The 15,932-nt window shown below is 62.9% G+C and carries 16 protein-coding genes and 1 riboswitch; of the genes, 5 read left to right on the top strand and 11 right to left on the bottom strand.

All coding sequences use genetic code 11. The annotated features are described in order from the left end of the window. Nucleotides 1-346: 346 nt before the first annotated feature. Genes TU79_RS24155 through cobO form a run of 6 tightly spaced genes read right to left on the bottom strand, consistent with a single transcriptional unit; the run spans nucleotide 347 to nucleotide 6,292 of the window. Complete coding sequence (locus TU79_RS24155; protein ID WP_057010343.1) at nucleotides 347-1,798, bottom strand: cobyric acid synthase; 1,452 nt, start codon at nucleotides 1,796-1,798, stop codon at nucleotides 347-349. After that, on the bottom strand, nucleotides 1,795-2,784 hold the full coding sequence (cobD, locus tag TU79_RS24150) for a threonine-phosphate decarboxylase CobD (protein ID WP_057010342.1): 990 nt from the start codon (nucleotides 2,782-2,784) through the stop codon (nucleotides 1,795-1,797). The genes TU79_RS24155 and cobD overlap by 4 nt, the downstream gene beginning before the upstream one ends. Continuing rightward, nucleotides 2,777-3,685, bottom strand: coding sequence for an adenosylcobinamide-phosphate synthase CbiB (gene cbiB / locus TU79_RS24145; protein ID WP_057010341.1), 909 nt, complete (start codon nucleotides 3,683-3,685; stop codon nucleotides 2,777-2,779). The genes cobD and cbiB overlap by 8 nt, the downstream gene beginning before the upstream one ends. Continuing rightward, nucleotides 3,682-4,332, bottom strand: a complete 651-nt coding sequence (bluB, locus tag TU79_RS24140; protein ID WP_057010340.1) for a 5,6-dimethylbenzimidazole synthase — start codon at nucleotides 4,330-4,332, stop codon at nucleotides 3,682-3,684. The genes cbiB and bluB overlap by 4 nt, the downstream gene beginning before the upstream one ends. Beyond that, a complete protein-coding gene (locus TU79_RS24135) occupies nucleotides 4,329-5,684 on the bottom strand; it encodes a cobyrinic acid a,c-diamide synthase CobB (protein ID WP_057010339.1) in 1,356 nt (451 codons plus the stop codon). The genes bluB and TU79_RS24135 overlap by 4 nt, the downstream gene beginning before the upstream one ends. After that, complete coding sequence (gene cobO / locus TU79_RS24130) at nucleotides 5,681-6,292, bottom strand: cob(I)yrinic acid a,c-diamide adenosyltransferase (protein WP_015372612.1); 612 nt, start codon at nucleotides 6,290-6,292, stop codon at nucleotides 5,681-5,683. The genes TU79_RS24135 and cobO overlap by 4 nt, the downstream gene beginning before the upstream one ends. A gap of 80 nt (nucleotides 6,293-6,372) precedes the next feature. Further along, a riboswitch (cobalamin riboswitch) is annotated at nucleotides 6,373-6,627 on the bottom strand. Between the two features lie 99 nt (nucleotides 6,628-6,726). On the opposite strand from cobO, the gene TU79_RS24125 reads away from it, so the two are divergent. After that, nucleotides 6,727-8,040: a PQQ-dependent sugar dehydrogenase gene (locus TU79_RS24125; RefSeq protein ID WP_057010338.1), complete on the top strand. Its 1,314-nt coding sequence runs from the start codon at nucleotides 6,727-6,729 to the stop codon at nucleotides 8,038-8,040. 59 nt (nucleotides 8,041-8,099) lie between these two features. Here the strand turns inward: TU79_RS24125 and TU79_RS24120 are convergent, their stop codons facing one another. From TU79_RS24120 to TU79_RS24100, 5 genes are all read right to left on the bottom strand, one after another. Beyond that, nucleotides 8,100-8,645: a C40 family peptidase gene (locus TU79_RS24120; RefSeq protein ID WP_057010337.1), complete on the bottom strand. Its 546-nt coding sequence runs from the start codon at nucleotides 8,643-8,645 to the stop codon at nucleotides 8,100-8,102. A gap of 144 nt (nucleotides 8,646-8,789) precedes the next feature. Then, nucleotides 8,790-9,419, bottom strand: coding sequence for a C40 family peptidase (locus tag TU79_RS24115; protein WP_057010336.1), 630 nt, complete (start codon nucleotides 9,417-9,419; stop codon nucleotides 8,790-8,792). A gap of 209 nt (nucleotides 9,420-9,628) precedes the next feature. Next, nucleotides 9,629-10,333: a DnaA regulatory inactivator Hda gene (gene hda, locus TU79_RS24110; RefSeq protein WP_003238826.1), complete on the bottom strand. Its 705-nt coding sequence runs from the start codon at nucleotides 10,331-10,333 to the stop codon at nucleotides 9,629-9,631. A gap of 203 nt (nucleotides 10,334-10,536) precedes the next feature. Then, a complete protein-coding gene (locus TU79_RS24105) occupies nucleotides 10,537-11,610 on the bottom strand; it encodes an AI-2E family transporter (RefSeq protein WP_057010335.1) in 1,074 nt (357 codons plus the stop codon). Between the two features lie 36 nt (nucleotides 11,611-11,646). After that, nucleotides 11,647-12,687, bottom strand: coding sequence for a DUF2066 domain-containing protein (locus tag TU79_RS24100; RefSeq protein WP_057010334.1), 1,041 nt, complete (start codon nucleotides 12,685-12,687; stop codon nucleotides 11,647-11,649). A gap of 356 nt (nucleotides 12,688-13,043) precedes the next feature. Between TU79_RS24100 and purM the strand changes: the two genes are divergently transcribed. The 4 genes from purM to TU79_RS25760 all read left to right on the top strand — a co-directional run. Further along, complete coding sequence (purM, locus tag TU79_RS24095) at nucleotides 13,044-14,102, top strand: phosphoribosylformylglycinamidine cyclo-ligase (protein ID WP_057010333.1); 1,059 nt, start codon at nucleotides 13,044-13,046, stop codon at nucleotides 14,100-14,102. After that, nucleotides 14,102-14,752 (top strand): phosphoribosylglycinamide formyltransferase, encoded by a 651-nt coding sequence (purN, locus tag TU79_RS24090; RefSeq protein ID WP_057010332.1) that lies wholly within the window; start codon nucleotides 14,102-14,104, stop codon nucleotides 14,750-14,752. The genes purM and purN overlap by 1 nt, the downstream gene beginning before the upstream one ends. Before the next feature lie 8 nt (nucleotides 14,753-14,760). Then, nucleotides 14,761-15,474 carry a DUF3108 domain-containing protein gene (locus TU79_RS24085; RefSeq protein ID WP_003238835.1) on the top strand — a complete coding sequence of 238 codons (714 nt, stop codon included), beginning with the start codon at nucleotides 14,761-14,763 and terminating at the stop codon, nucleotides 15,472-15,474. Between the two features lie 142 nt (nucleotides 15,475-15,616). Then, nucleotides 15,617-15,932, top strand: a 316-nt coding sequence (locus TU79_RS25760; RefSeq protein ID WP_169793818.1) for a transposase family protein, incomplete at its 3' end; no start/stop codon positions are given.

Raw genomic sequence — 15,932 nt, 5'->3', positions numbered from 1 at the left:
GGTTTGAATCCGTGGGCAACCCGGCAGGACGCCGGGTTAGCCGCGCTGGGCCATGAATGGCCCATCGTGGCGGCCCCCGGATTCAAGCCTGTGTTCGGGCACACCGAGCCTAAGCGAGGTGCCGAGTGGTGGGGCGAGAGCCTTTTGGTTACTTTTGGGCTCTTCCAAAAGTGACCTGCTGTAAGAGCGGAACCATCAGCAGCCGTTACCGCAGCAACGGACAGGTACACTGAAAAACCGCCATCGGGAGCAAGCCCCCTCCCACATTGGGAACGTGGCGTTTCAGTTAAATAATGACCGACTGTCAGGCCGCCTTCGCGGGCACAGAGAGGCTGTCTGTACACCGTCAGATTCCACACAGTTTGCGTAACAACTCGGTATCCAGATGGTTCTCGACCAAATCCGCCAACCGCTCGATATCGCGCTCACGCAACGCGTGGTAATCCACCTCCTGCACATCCAGCAACCCGGCCCAACGCAGCAAAGCGCTGCACGCGGCGGGAGTTTCGAACAATCCGTGCAAGTAGGTGCCGAGAATTTGCCCGTCAGCACTGAGCGCGCCATCACTGCGCCCATCATCCAGCAGCACCGCAGCACGCGACAGCCCGTCACCGGACGTCACCCCCGCGTGAATCTCATAGCCACTGACCTCAGCGTCCTCCAACAACAGCCGCCCACGCACATTGCGCAACTGCTTTTCTTCTTCCAGTGTGGTGGTGAACGCCAGCAGCCTCAACCCATCACTGGACCCCGCGGCCCCTTCCAGCCCAAGCGGGTCATGCACCTGCTCGCCCAGCATCTGCAAACCACCGCAAATCCCCAGCACCTTGCCGCCATAGCGCAAGTGCCGCGCCATGGCGCTGTCCCAGCCATTGGCGCGCAGGTACGCCAAATCACTGCGCACACTTTTCGAGCCCGGCAGGATGATCAGGTCCGCGGCCGGAATCGGCTGGCCCGGCCCCACGAACTGCAGGTCCACCTGGGGATGCAGGCGCAACGGGTCGAAATCCGTATGGTTGCTGATGCGCGGCAACACCGGCACCACCACCTTGAGCACCTGTGCAGCCTTGTCGATCTGGCGCCGGTCGATGCCGTCCTCGGCTTCCAGGTGCAGGTCCATCACATAGGGCAACACGCCCACCACCGGTTTGCCGGTGCGTGCCTGGAGCCAATCCAGCCCCGGCTGCAGCAGCGCGATGTCGCCGCGAAAGCGGTTGATGATAAAGCCCCGGACCCGCGCCTGTTCGCTGGGCGAGAGCAGTTCCAGGGTACCCACCAAATGGGCGAACACGCCGCCACGGTTGATATCGGCGATCAGCAGCACCGGGCAGTCCACCGCCTCGGCAAAGCCCATGTTGGCGATGTCGTTGGCGCGCAGGTTGATCTCTGCCGGCGAACCCGCGCCTTCCACCATCACCACCGGATAGGCTGCGCTCAGGCGTGCATGGGAGGCCAGTACCGCCTGCATCGCAATGGCTTTGTAATCGTGGTAGGCCACCGCGTTCATGCTGGTGACGGCGCGGCCATGGATGATGACCTGGGAGCCGGTGTCGCTGTTGGGTTTGAGCAACACCGGGTTCATGTCGGTGTGGGGCACCAGGCGCGCGGCCTGGGCCTGCACGGCCTGGGCACGGCCGATCTCGCCGCCTTCGGCGGTCACGGCGCTGTTGAGGGCCATGTTCTGCGGCTTGAACGGCGCCACCGCCACGCCCTGGCGCACCAGCCAGCGGCACAGCGCGGTCACCAGGGTACTTTTGCCGGCATCGGAGGTGGTGCCCTGCACCATCAGCGTACTCATGCAGTCTCCCGGTAAGCGGCCAGGGCCGTCTCGAGGCGCAGCCAGTCGACCTCGGTGTCGGGCAGGCCGAAGCGCAGGCTGCTGTTGTGGGCAAACAGGCGCAGCAGGATGCCGCGCTGGGCCATGAATTCGTGCAGCCGTTCGGCGTGCGTCGTGATCAACCACTGGAACAGAGCGCAGCCGCCCTGAGGTTGAAAGCCGTGGCGCTCGAGCAGGGCAAACAAACGCTGCCCGGCCTCGACACACCGCGCGCGCTGGCGCGTGTGCCCGTCGCTGTCACGCAGACATGCCTGACCCAGCACACGTGTCGGCCCGCTGACGGCCCAGGGACCGACCTGCTCGGCGAGCAACTTGAGCAACCGCCGCTCGGCCAGGACAAAGCCCAGCCGCACACCGGCCAGGCCGAAGAACTTGCCGAATGAACGCAGCACGATCAACCCGACCTGATGGGCATGGCCCGCCAGGCTCAGGTGCGGGGTGACGTCCATGAACGCTTCGTCCACCACCAGCCAGCCACCGCGCTGCGCCAGGCGGGTGTGCCAGTCGAGCAGGCGTCGCGGGCTCAGGCTCAACCCGGTGGGGTTGTTCGGGTTGACCACCACCAGCACATCAAGGCTGTCGAGAAAGAAGTCGACTTCCTGCTCCTGCACTTCGCGCACCACATACCCGGCGCGACGCCAGGCTTCAGCGTGTTCGGCATAACACGGCGACAGCACGCCGACCTTGCCGGAGCGACGCAGGCGCGGCAGTAGCTGGATGGCCATCTGGGAACCGGCCACCGCCAACACGTGCGCCGCGCCGTAATACTCGCTGGCGGCCAACTCCAGGCCATCGTCGGTTTCCGGCAGGCGCGCCCAGGCCGGCAGCGGGATCTCGGGGATCGGCCATGGCCACGGCGCCAGGCCGCTGGACAAGTCGAGCCACTGATCTTCGGCAATACCGTATTGAATGGCCGCCTTGCGCAGCCGTCCGCCGTGCTCAAGCATAAAATTGCGCCCCCACGCACAGGATCAGCAGCCACAACCACACGCCGCGCTGCACCAGTTGCCAGCCCCGCTCGATGGCATCGGCATCCGCCGGCGGGCCTTCGCCCAGCGGTGGACGCTGGTGCAGCTCGCCGTGATAAATCGCTTCGCCGCCCAGCGCCACGCCCAGCGCGCCCGCGCCAGACGCCATCACCGGCCCGGCGTTGGGACTGTCCCAGCTCGGACCCTGGGTGCGCCAGCACTTGAGCGCCAGACGGGTCTTGCCCAGCACGGCGTAGGTCAAGGCCACCAGCCGTGCGGGAATATAGTTGAGCACATCGTCAATTCTGGCCGCCGCCCAGCCGAAGCGCTCGAAGCGTTCAGTGCGGTAGCCCCACATCGCGTCCAGCGTATTGCTCAGACGATAGAGCACCACGCCTGGCACGCCGGCAACCACAAACCAGAACAGTGCGGCAAATACCGCGTCGCTGCCGTTTTCCAGCACCGATTCGGTGGCGGCGCGGGCGACGTCGGTGGCGTCCAGTTCGGCGGTCTCGCGGCTGACCAGGTAGCTCACCCGTGCGCGCGCCTCAACCAGGTCATCGCTGCGCAGGGCCTGGGCCACGGGCATCACATGTTCGCCCAGGCTGCGCATGCCCAGGGCGCAGTACAACGCGAGGATCTCCAGCGCCCAGCCAATGCAGGGCGCCCATGACAACGCGGTGGCCAGCAGGGTCAACGGCACCACCGCGATCACCCAAGCGGTCACGCCATGGCTGCGCCAGCCGCGTCCACCGCTGTTGAAGCGTTGCTCGATACGCCCGGCGAAGTTGCCAAACGCCACCAGCGGATGCCAGCGCCGGGGCTCACCCAGCAGCGCGTCCAGCGCCACCGCAGCGACGCACAGCAAGGCCACACTCATTGACTCACTCCCCACGCATTTTCATACAGCATGTCACTCAACGGTTGTGGCTCGCGCCAGCCTTCGAGCTGCAGCATCGGCGCCGGATAAAATTCGGCGACCGGGCCCAGGCACAATACGGCCAGGGGTTTGGCGCCCGGCGGCAAGCCCAGCAGGTCGGCCAGGGCCTGGGGCTCGAACAGCGACACCCAGCCCATGCCCAGCCCTTCCACCCGCGCCGCCAGCCACAGGTTCTGGATCGCGCAGGACAGCGAGGCCATGTCCATTTCCGGCAAAGTGCGACGGCCGAAGATATGCCGCTCGCGGTCATCCATCAACGCCGCCACCAGCACTTCGGCGCAGTCATGGATGCCTTCGACCTTGAGCTTCATGAACTGGTCGGAGCACTCGCCCAGGGCCTGGGCGGTGCGCACGCGTTCCTCTTCCACCAGTTGCTGAATCCGCCCGCGCAACGGGCGGTCGCTGATGCGGATAAACCGCCACGGCTGCATCAGGCCGACACTCGGGGCCTGATGCGCGGCCTGGAGCAGGCGCTGCAGTAATTCGGGTGTGATCGTACCCCCGCTGAAGTGGCGCATGTCGCGGCGTTCGGCGATGGCGCGGTAGACCGCGTCGCGCTCGGCCTGGGGGAAGGCGTGGTCGGTCATGGCGCTGTCGCGGGCAAGCCCGCTCCCACCGTTTGATCTGTGAACGCTGTCTTGAGGTCCGGCGCAAACAGCGCGGCCACCGCCGCCGGATTCGACGGAAAGTAAAAGTGCACATAGGAAGCGGTCATCCGTCCCTGCCGATACACCGCCTCGGCGCCGCGCCCGCCATTGGGACTCAGGCCACGGGCGATCGGCTGCCACTCGGTGCTGGTCAAGGAATGGTGATAGGTGTGCCCGCGCAACGTGCCCTCCGGCAGCTCGACACTCTGCAGCGCCAGCGCTGCCAGTTTTTTCTGCATCACCGCGTCGCCCTGCAACAGGCCCACCAGTTCGGCGCGGGTGCCGTCGACGTCGGTGAGCGAGTCGAGCAGGTACAACATGCCGCCACACTCGGCGAGCAAGGGTTTGTTCGCCGCGTGATGGGCGCGAATGGACGCGAGCATCGAGGTATTGTGCGACAGCGCCTGGTGATGCAGCTCCGGGTAACCACCGGGCAGGTACAGGCTGTCGGCGTCGGGCAGTTGCCTATCGTGGAGCGGAGAAAAGAACGTCAGCTCGGCGCCCATCGCCCGCAACAGGTCCAGGCTGGCGCCATAGGTGAAGGCAAACGCTTCGTCCCGCGCGATGGCAATGCGCACGCCGGCGAGCAGCGGCTCGGCCGCGATCACTTCAGGCACGGCAAAGGTCACCGGCGGCGGCACCGCCACTTCGCAACTGCTGCCAAGGGCCTGGGCGGCGGCGTCCAGGCGCGCGTCGAGGTCATTGAGTTCGCTGGCCTGCACCAGGCCCAGGTGACGGCTGGGCAGTTCGATACCGGTCTCGCGCGACAGCGCGCCGTACCAGCGCAGGCCTTCGGTGAGGCTGCCTTCGAGCAGTTGCGCATGGCGCAGGGTACCGACGCGGTTGGCCAGCACGCCGGCAAACGGTAGATCCGGCTGGTAGCGCGCCAGGCCCAGGGCCAGTGCGCCGAAGGTCTGGGCCATGGCGGTGCCGTCGATCACGCCGAGCACCGGCACGCCGAAATGTCGCGCCAGGTCGGCGCTGGAGGGCGTGCCGTCAAACAGGCCCATGACGCCTTCGATCAGAATAAGGTCGGCCTCGCCCGCCGCTTCCCACAACAGGCGACGACTTTCCTGCTCGCCCACCATCCACATGTCCAACTGATACACCGGCGCACTACTGGCGCGCTCGTGGATCATCGGGTCGAGGAAGTCCGGGCCGCATTTGAACACGCGTACCTTGCGCCCAAGGTTGCGGTGCAAGCGGGCCAGGGCAGCGGTCACGGTGGTTTTGCCCTGGCCGGACGCCGGTGCGGCGATCAGAACGGCCGGGCAATGACGGGGCTGATTCAAAGTTCGACGCCCTTCTGAGCCTTGATGCCGGCCTGGAATGCGTGCTTGAGCATGCCCATTTCGGTCACGGTGTCGCCCATTTCAATCAGTTCGGGCTTGGCGCCACGGCCGGTGACCACCACGTGTTGCATCGGCGGGCGGGCCTGCAGGTCGCTGAGGACCTGATCAAGGTTGAGGTAGCCGTGCTTGAGGGCGATGTTCAACTCGTCCAGCACCACCAGGCCAATGGAGGGGTCTTGCAGCATCGCCCGGGACACCGCCCAGGCGGCCTCGGCGGCGGCGATGTCGCGCTGGCGGTCCTGGGTTTCCCAGGTGAAGCCTTCGCCCATCACGTGAAAGCGCACCTGCTCGGGGAAGCGGCGGAAGAACATCTCTTCGCCGGTGCTGAAACGGCCCTTGATGAACTGCACCACACCGCACTGCATGCCATGGCCCATGGCACGGGCCAGCATGCCGAAGGCCGAGCTGCTCTTGCCTTTGCCGTTGCCGGTGAGCACCAGCAGCAGGCCGCACTCATTCGGAGAATTGGCGATGCGCTCGTCGATCACGGCTTTTTTGCGCAGCATGCGCGCCAGATGGCGCTCGTCGCGTTCGGGGGAATCGGTCATGGCAGCTCTCCGTTGGGGCTGGACAAAAACGGCGGGCAGGAAACAAGCGCATACAGACAGCCAAGCATCGCCCACCGTGATGCTGTTGAATGTTCAAGGCCGGTCTCCGGACTCATGAGCGGCGCCTGCACGTATCAAGCGCAGGCAGGCCGGCGGCGCGCCTTCCCATATCGCGCACGATACAGTGGCAAACAGCACCGTTTTGACTCATTTACCGTTGCGGGGGCAGCGCCGGGATCGCGGCAGCACTGTGTACAAGTGCGCTCACTCACCGGCTTCCCTGTTTCACTCTGTCGACGCACGCGCCACGGAGCACCTGGAACAAGCGGCGAAGGTTAGTGGGTTGGGGGTGGAGCGTCAATTAAAGCTGGCCTGACACTTGAACCATCCCGCGCAGGCAATCCTCTACCCTTACAGGCATTCAGGAGAAAATCATGCATAAAACAAGACTCGCCTTACTCATCATGCTCGCCGGCACCCTCGCCGCCTGCGGTGAAAGCTCGACGTTGCAGGTCTCGGATGGCACCGGGCCGTCGCCCAAATTGCCGCAGCCGAACAAGACGCTGATCCCCACCGTGAATATCGCACCGGCCATCGGCTGGCCTGAAGGCGCCAAGCCGACGGCCGCCGCTGGTACCCAGGTGGCCGCGTTCGCCGAAGGCCTGGACCACCCGCGCTGGCTGTATGTGTTGCCCAATGGCGACGTGCTGGTGGCCGAAACCAACGCGCCGCCCAAGCCGGATGATGCCAAGGGCATTCGCGGCTGGGTGATGGAGAAAGTCATGGGCCGCGCCGGCGCCGGCGTGCCGAGCCCGAACCGCATCACCCTGCTGCGCGATGCCGACCACGACGGCGTGGCCGAGACACGCACGGTGTTCCTGGAAAACCTCAACTCGCCATTCGGCATGACCCTGGTGGGCAACGACCTGTACGTGGCCGACTCGGACAAACTGCTGCGCTTCGCCTATCAACCGGGCGAGACCGCGATCAAAACCCAGGGCGCCACGGTTGTGGACTTGCCCGGTGGCCCGCTGAATCACCACTGGACGAAAAACGTGGTGGCGAGCAAGGACGGCAGCAAGCTGTACGTGAGTGTCGGCTCCAACAGTAACGTCGGCGAAAACGGCCTGGAAGTCGAACAAGGCCGCGCAGCGATCTGGGAAGTCGACCGCGCCACCGGCCAGCACCGGATTTTCGCCTCGGGTCTGCGCAACCCCAACGGCATGGCCTGGGAGCCGCAGAGCGGCAAACTGTGGACGGCAGTCAACGAGCGCGACGAAATCGGCAGCGACCTGGTGCCGGACTACATCACTTCGGTCAAGGACGGTGGCTTTTATGGCTGGCCGTTCAGCTACTACGGCCAGCATGTGGACGTGCGCGTGACGCCGCAGAACCCGGAGCTTGTGGCCAAGGCCATTGCGCCGGACTACGCCGTGGGCCCGCATACCGCCTCCCTGGGCCTGACCTTTGCCGAAGGCAGCAAACTCCCGGCGCCCTTCAGCAACGGCGCGTTCATCGGTCAGCACGGCTCGTGGAACCGCAAGCCGCACAGTGGCTACAAGGTGATCTTCGTGCCGTTCGAAGGCGGGCAACCCAAGGGGCAGCCGGTGGACGTGCTGACCGGTTTCCTCGACAAGGACGAGAAAGCCATGGGCCGGCCGGTGGGCGTGGTGATCGATCAGCAGGGGGATCTGCTCGTGGCCGATGATGTGGGGAATAAGGTGTGGCGAGTTTCAGCCGCTAAATAAACGCCGCAAAAAATCTGGGAGGGGCAAGCCCCTCCCACATTTGGATCTTCGTTTGAGCGTTAAGGGTTGCGCGCCAGATGCTCGGCCGGTAATACGCGCTTGGCGCTCAGGTAGGCATTCTGCCAATACGCCTTGGACAGGGTATCCAGCTTCACCGTACCGCCGGTTTGCGGTGCGTGAACAAAGCGGCCCTCGCCCACATAGATGCCCGCATGGCTAACGCGGGAACCGCCGCCAGTGGCGAAGAACAGCAAATCACCGGTCTGCAGGTTCTGCTCACTCACGTCCTGGGCGCGCATCACAATCAGTTCGCGGGTGGTACGCGGCAGGGAAATGCCGGCGGCATCACGATAGACGAACCCGATCAGGCCACTGCAATCGAATCCCGAATCCGGCGTATTACCGCCCCAGCGATAGGGCGTACCGACCAGGCCGAGTGCACGGAACAGCACGTCTTCGGCCGCAGGCGAGAAACTCTGGGTGGCAGCGTAGTTGAACACCGGCTTGGGCTTGACGGCGACAGGCGCCGGCGGCGGTGGACGGCTTGCGCAGGCGCTGAGCAGCGCGGCGCAAACAAGAAGCATGAGGCGGGCCGAGGTCGACATGGGCAGAACAATCCTGGTCTGGATGCGGCTTTCGCTGCCGAACGCTGAAAACCAGAACGCGCAAGCAAAGCTCGCGCGAACGGATTACAACAATGTCCAGGGATTCTAGCGCTTACACGTCAAACTTCAAGTATCACTTTAACTTTACTTACTGGCGGTCACTGTAGACGGGGCCATGGCCAGTGCGCGCTTGGCTTCGATGAAGGTCTTGCTCCAGTAGCTGTCGCCCAGGCTGTCGACTCGAACACCGCCACTGCGACGGCTGCTGGAGTGGATAAACTGGTTATCGCCCAGGTAGATACCGGCGTGGCTGACACGACCACGGCCCGCTGTACTGAAGAAAAGCAGATCGCCAGGCTTGAGGTTGTTGCGTGCGACCAACGGTGCTTTCACGTTGATCATTTCGCGCGTCGAGCGTGGCAGATTCATGCCCGCCTCTTCACGAAACAGATAACCGATGAAACCGCTGCAATCGAAACCGGCTTCAGAGGTGCCGCCGAAACGGTAACGGGTACCGATCAGCGACATGCCGCGTTCGAGAATGCTGTCGGCCAGCACCGGGAGTTGGTAAGGCTTGCTGCCGGAGAAATCGGTCAGTTCCTTTTCGGTTGCCAGCTCTTCTTCGTAAACGGAAGCAGACTGCGCAGCAACGAATTTCGCTTGGCTTTGAACCTGTGGTTTTTGCTGGACAGCCACTTGCTGGGGCTGGGAGGCGCAACCAAACAACAGGGTAATGAGTGCGAGAGGCACGAGGGGTGCGAAGCGATTTAGCATGGGCACGACCGTGGCGGGTATGTAAAGAAGCCGAGACTATGCCCGCTATCGGATCGATTTGCAAATTCAATCGAGGTCTATGTGACTTGGCGATTGGACTGCGACATCTAAGCCGTAATTCCATTTAATGAGCAAACTGCGTAGCCAATGCGGCTCAAACGCAGAATTTCTGGCGCCTGAAAACTGCCGAATCCTTGCAAATCAGGCAGTTACCAACCCAGCGTCTCTTTGAGAAAAGGGATCGTCAATTTTCTTTGCGCCTGCAGGGACGCCTGATCAAGTTGTTCGAGCAAATCGAACAGCGCGCTCATGCTGCGGGTGCCACGGGTGAGAATAAAATGCCCGACTTCGTCGGTAAGGTGCAGGCCGCGACGGGATGCACGCAATTGCAGGGCGCGCAATTTGTCTTCGTCGGACAAGGGGCGCATCTGGAAGATCAGCGCCAGGGTGAGGCGTGACTTGAGGTCGGCCAATTTGACCGGCAACTCCCGGGGCGAGGTGGATGCTGCGATCAACAGGCGCCTGCCGCTGTCACGCAGGCGGTTGAACAGATGGAACAAGGCCTCTTCCCACTGCGCCTTGCCGGCGATGACCTGCAGGTCATCCAGGCACACCAGCTCGTATTGCTCGAGGTTGTCGAAGATGCCGATGCCATGGTCCATCAGCTCGGCCAATGGCAGGTATACCGCCGGCTCGCCCATCTGCTCGAAGCGCAGGCACGCGGCCTGCAGCAGGTGGGTACGGCCCACGCCATGTTTGCCCCATAGATAGATCAGGCTTTCCGTCCACCCGGCGTCGGCTTCGCATAGACGCTCGACATAGCCGAGAGCTGCGGCATTGGCGCCTGGGTAGTAATTGATAAAGGTTGCGTCATCACGCAGACGCACACCTAGGGGCAGCTGAATCGGTTTCATGCTGACTGAACGGCTCCCATCGAACCGCTAGTGGCCTCTGTGTAAAGTTGGCAAAGTCTATACCCGTGACGCCGGGCGCACAATGCAGCAGACCACAAGCAAAATCAAAGGTTTGCGTTAACCTGCCGGTTTATACGGAGTGTTTGACGCGCCCACCTTATAAACAACAAACCCGGCCATGAGCCGGGTTTGTCGCACTGCGATTACAGCTCGGGGTCTTCGACGCCCGTGTACACATCCGAATCCTTGTACAACACGTGCACATGGCGCACCAACACCATGATCACCGCCGCCACGGGCAAGGCCAGCAGGATGCCGGTAAAACCGAACAGCTCACCGCCCGCCAAGATCGCAAAGATCACCGCCACCGGATGCAGGCCGATCCGATCGCCCACCAGCAAGGGCGTCAGCACCATGCCTTCGAGGGCCTGGCCGACCATGAACACCGCGACAATCCCAAGCATCGGGTACAGGTCGCCGCCGAACTGGAACAACCCGGCCACCAGCGCCGCGCCGATCCCGATCACAAAGCCCATGTACGGCACAATGGCCGCCAGGCCCGCGATCAGGCCGATCAACAGGCCCAGCTCCAGGCCGATGGCCATCAGCCCGGCCGCGTAGATGATGCCCAGCGCCAGCATCACCAACAACTGGCCGCGCACGAACGCACCGAGCACCTCATGGCACTCTGCAGCCAGGGACACCACGCGCTCCTCACTGTCACGCGGCAGCAGGCCGCGAATCTTGGCCATCATGATGTCCCAGTCGCGTAGCAGGTAGAACGCCACTACCGGAATCAGCACCAGGTTCGTCAGCCAGCCGATCAGCGCCAGGCTTGAAGCGGTGGCCTGACTGAGCACCACACCGACGATGTCGGTGGTCTGGCCCATATGCTCGCTGATCGCGGCCTTGACCTTGTCGAACTTCCAGAACCCTTCCGACAGCCCCAGCTTGGTCTGAGCCCACGGCATTGCCGTGTGCTGCAGCCAGTCGAGCATCTGCGGCGCCAGCTCGTACAAGCGAAACAGCTGCTTGGCCAGCATCGGCACCAGCACCAGCACCAGCGCGGTGATGATCAACGTGAACAGCGCAAACACCGTCACCACGCCCAGGGTCCGCGACAGGCCGAGCTTTTCCAGGCGATCCACGACCGGATCGAACAGATAGGCGAGCAACAACGCGACCAGAAACGGCGTCAGGATCGAATGCAGCAGGAACACAAAAACGCACAGCAGGACAATCCCGCCAAGCCACACCCAACGACGCGTATCCGCCATACACCACTCCAATTGCTTCTATATAAGGAAGAACATTTACCAACGAAAACGCAGTTGCGCCTGAGGTTCAGGTGCCGCTGCGGGTTGCGTGCCATCAACTGCGGGTGGCTGAACAGGCGCTTCACCTGCGGGAATTTCCTGCAACCTGGCCAGGCTCAGTTGGGTGCGCAATTGATCGGCACTGCCATTGACGCGATACACAATGCGATTGCCGTCCACTAGTTGCGGCTGGCCGCCAAAGGGTTCCAACAGGTGAGCGAGCGAGGCGTAGCGCTCCAGGTTCATGCCCTGCACTTCCAGCAATTGTTCGGTGGTCACGCCCGGTTTGACAGCAAAGCGCGGTGCGAGCTTCTGGCTCACGGCCAGCAGCACCGCGTCGGCTACCGCAGCGGTGTCGGCGCCTTGTGCACTGCCCTGCTCGCTTTTATCGCCCAGCCACAGCCGCCATTTGGCCTGCCACTGGTTGCCCTCCTGACGCGCATGCACCGCAAGCAATGCGTCGGCGCCGTAGCGCTCGGACGCGGCGCGCAACGGCGTGGCGTCGGCGCTTTCCAGATTCGGTGCGGTGGCAACCACCTGCTCATCCAGATCACCCAACGGCAGGCGCAGCGGCAGGCCGCGATGCTGCGCCGCACGGCGCAGCGCCTGGGCGACGGGTTGACCATCACCGACCAGGCTGCTGCCTTCGGTGGAATCGTTCAGCCACCAGCCGAGGATCGACGGGCGGTTGCTGCCCCAGATCGACAGGCCCGCATCACGCAGCGCGCGGTCGGTGCTGACCGGGTCGAAATCCACCTGCAGGCTTTCCGGCGGGCCGGCGTCGTAGCCGTATTGCGTAATGATTTGCTGCGGGTCCTTGCGGATCGCCGCCAGGCCCGGGCCTTCGGCGGCCCTGGCGTCGCCGGTCAGGCGAATCACCAGGGTCTGCACCGCGCGCTGGGTGGCCTGGTCACGCTCCTGGGGCGACTGACTGCTCACAGGTTCGAGTACTTGATAGAGGCCATTGAGGGTTTCGGCATGACTCGCCAGGCTGAACAACGACAAACAGCCTACAAAAAAGAATTTACACAAACGCATGGAAGATTCCCGAACGACAAATTTAGCGGGTGGAACAGACCGCGTGCACCCGGTTCAGCCAGGCTGTGACCACAGTGATTGGTAAAACATTCACAGGGTTGCGGTAAGTTTTCAGACTGTCACAACGATAGCTTGCTCAAGGCTATACCTTAATACGCACCAGGACAGGGCCGGTGAGCATTTTTTTAATCGGCTTTTTTGGCCTATATGGCCCTGCCCGTCGGCCCGAGGATGGCCGCTGCCCCTCAAGCCTGATAAAATCGCGCGCCTTCGCAGACCGTCAACGTCGAGGCCTTTTCACAAACGCCGTCGCCGGCTCGGTCGTAACCCAGAAATCCCCCCTAAAGGCCTGGATCATGAGCAAGCAACCCTCCCTGAGCTACAAGGACGCCGGTGTAGACATCGACGCCGGTGAAGCATTGGTCGAACGCATCAAGAGCGTCGCCAAGCGCACTGCGCGCCCCGAAGTCATGGGCGGCCTGGGCGGTTTTGGCGCCCTCTGCGAAATCCCGGCCGGCTACAGGCAGCCTGTGCTGGTGTCCGGCACCGACGGCGTGGGCACCAAGCTGCGTCTGGCGCTGAACCTGAACAAGCACGACACCATCGGCATCGACCTGGTCGCCATGTGCGTCAACGACCTGGTGGTGTGCGGCGCCGAGCCGCTGTTCTTCCTCGACTACTATGCCACCGGCAAGCTGAACGTAGACACCGCGGCACAGGTGGTGACCGGTATCGGCGCCGGCTGCGAATTGTCGGGTTGCTCCCTGGTCGGCGGCGAAACCGCTGAAATGCCCGGCATGTACGAAGGCGAAGACTACGACCTGGCCGGTTTCTGCGTAGGCGTGGTGGAAAAGGCCGAGATCATCGACGGCTCCAAAGTCGCTGCCGGCGACGCCCTGCTCGCCCTGCCATCCTCCGGCCCGCACTCCAACGGTTACTCGCTGATTCGCAAGATCATCGAAGTGTCCGGCGCCGACATCGAGAACACCCAGCTCGACGGCAAGCCGCTGGCCGACCTGCTGATGGCCCCGACCCGCATCTACGTCAAGCCACTGCTCAAACTGATCAAGGACACCGGCGCGGTAAAAGCCATGGCCCACATCACCGGCGGCGGCCTGCTGGACAACATTCCGCGCGTGCTGCCAAAAGGCGCCCAGGCGATTGTCGACGTGGCCAGCTGGCAGCGCCCGGCAGTCTTTGACTGGCTGCAGGAGCAGGGCAACGTGGACGAGACCGAGATGCACCGCGTACTCAACTGCGGCGTGGGCATGGTCATCTGTGTGGCGCAGGAACACGTTGAAACAGCGCTGAACGTCTTGCGTGAAGCCGGCGAGCAGCCTTGGGTGATCGGCCAGATCGCCACTGCCGCGCACGGCGCAGCCCAGGTCGAACTGAAGAACCTCAAGGCTCACTGATGCCTCGGACCTGTAATGTCGTGGTGCTGCTTTCCGGCACCGGCAGCAACTTGCAGGCCTTGATCGACAGCACGCGCACCGGCGACGGCCCGGCGCGCATCGCTGCGGTGATTTCCAATCGCAGCGATGCCTACGGCCTGCAACGCGCCAGGGACGCCGGCATCGACACCCGCTCGCTGGATCACCAGGCATTCGATGGTCGCGAGGCCTTCGACGCGGCCTTGATCGAACTGATCGACGCCTTCAACCCTCAACTCGTGGTTCTGGCCGGTTTCATGCGCATCCTCAGCGCTGACTTCGTGCGGCACTACGCAGGCCGCCTGCTCAATATCCACCCTTCCCTGCTGCCCAAATACAAAGGCATGCACACCCATCAGCGCGCACTTGACGCCGGCGACGGCGAGCACGGCTGCAGCGTGCACTTTGTCACCGAGGAACTCGATGGCGGACCTCTGGTCGTACAGGCAGTGGTTCCGGTAGAGTCGGGTGACTCGGCGCAGAGCCTTGCGCAACGGGTTCATGCCCAGGAACACAGAATTTACCCACTGGCTGTTCGCTGGTTTGCCGAGGGTCGGTTGATTCTCGGTGAACAGGGTGCATTATTGGACGGTCAGTTACTCGCGGCCAGCGGCCACTTGATTCGAACTTAGGAGATTTTATGCGTCGCGCCCTGCTCTTCGCTTTTGCGCTGTTCGCCTTGCCTGCCGTGCAGGCAGCAGACCTTCACCCTTTCTCCGCCAGCTACACCGCCGACTGGAAACAGTTGCCCATGAGCGGTTCGGCCGAACGCAGCCTGACCAAGAATGACAACGGCTCCTGGACCTTGAACTTCAAGGCTTCCATGATGATCGCCAGCCTCACCGAAACCAGCGTGATCCGTTTCGACAAGGACGCCCTGCAGCCGGTGAGCTACAGCTTCGAACGTGGCGGCCTGGGTAAATCGAAGAAGGTCAACCTGGACTTCGACCAGAGCGCCAAGAAAGTCACCGGCTTTGAAAACAAGGACCCGGTGAACGTGACCCTGGAAAGCGGCATGCTCGACAAGTCGACTTACCAGTTGGCCCTTCAACGTGACGTGGCCGCCGGCAAAAAAAGCATGAGCTACCGCGTCGTCGAAGGCACGGACGTCGACACGTATGACTTCCGCGTGATTGGTCCGGAAAAGGTTCAGACCAAGGTAGGCGCCATCGACGCGATCAAGGTCGAGCGCGTGCGTGACCCGTCGCAGAGCAAGCGCATCACCCAGATGTGGTTTGCCAAGGATCTGGGCGGCGTGCTGGTAGCGTTGCGTCAGGTTGAGACGGACGGCAAGGAATACAACATCATGCTGCAGGATGGCACTGTTGATGGCCAGGCCATCAAAGGCAGCTGATCGGCAGATTGAACAAAGAGCCTCGCTGAATGCGAGGCTTTTTTTTGGTTCTTCACGGAATCCCGGGAAAGACAGAAACAAGAACGCCGATTTGATTGATGATGTTCGTGCGAGCAAACACATCTAACAAACCGGCGTTCTTATGCACGATATTAATACTTTCCTTCCTTTTTGGGAGGGCTTTTCTGTCGTTAACATCAAGCCTGATGGTGACGCCCTCCAGATCGATCTGACTCCCCACTCCACCCGATTCCCTTCTTGCGGCGGCTGCCAGAAACCCTGTTCAACCACTCATGAGTATTGCGAGCGAGTGATTCGTGATTTGCCCATACTCGGTCGTGCGGTGCGCCTCAGCGTTTTGCTCAGGCGTGTTGGTTGCCGCGACTGTGGCAAACGCATGGAGGCTGTCAGTTGGCTAGACCGCTACGCTCGCATGACGCGCCGCTTGGCCGAGACGG

Origin of the sequence: Pseudomonas trivialis, assembly GCF_001439805.1 — a bacterium.
In the GTDB taxonomy this organism is placed as follows: domain Bacteria; phylum Pseudomonadota; class Gammaproteobacteria; order Pseudomonadales; family Pseudomonadaceae; genus Aquipseudomonas; species Aquipseudomonas trivialis.
This window is presented reverse-complemented; position numbering and strand designations above follow the sequence as displayed.